The 678-nt window shown below is 53.5% G+C and carries 1 protein-coding gene; it reads left to right on the forward strand.

The window, feature by feature from the left end:
* Window positions 1-222: 222 nt before the first annotated feature.
* Window positions 223-678, forward strand: a 456-nt coding sequence (locus ACPUC8_RS25990) for an IS110 family transposase (protein ID WP_494927749.1), incomplete at its 3' end; no start/stop codon positions are given.

Below are 678 nucleotides of genomic sequence, written 5' to 3' on the forward strand. Positions count from 1 at the left end.
ACCCTTATATCTCGATCATTCTCCTCCGGGTGCTATGATCCCCGACTGATCATCGGGAAGTTGCTGGTGAGATGGGGGCGACCCTTGGGCACTAAGCCTGTTTTGTAGATTCATCCCCGGCAACTTTACTCCCGCCTTCAAGACCGGACGGTATCCTGTGCTTCGAGCACGCATCCATAAGGATGGTCATGGCGGTTTCCCTGATGTTGTTTAGGAGAATCTATGCAAACCCCTACGCCTGTTGGTATCGATGTTGCTTCTAAAAAGTTTGATGTGGCCGTCTGGAAGGGCGACACGTCATACAAAACCAAAGTCTTCCCTAACACGCTTAAAGGCTTCAGCGCCCTGAAGAAATGGCTGGAACCGTTCGGCGACTGCCATATCTGCATGGAGGCGACCGGCGCGTACAGCGAGCCGCTGGCTACCTTCCTGCACGATGAAGGCTATGATGTCAGTGTTGAAAACCCAGCCCGTATTAAGCGCTTTAGCCAGGCCGAACTGAACCGCAATAAGACGGATAAGGACGATGCTCGTATGATAGCGCGCTACTGCAAACTACACGGCCCTTCGCTGTGGCAGCCGACACCGCTGAATGAACGCAGGCTGAAAGCGCTGGTGAAGCGTCTGACGAACCTGCAGGAAATGCAGCAGATGGAAGAGAACCGTCTGGAGATATCG

This window comes from Pantoea sp. CFCC18177, from assembly GCF_059412425.1.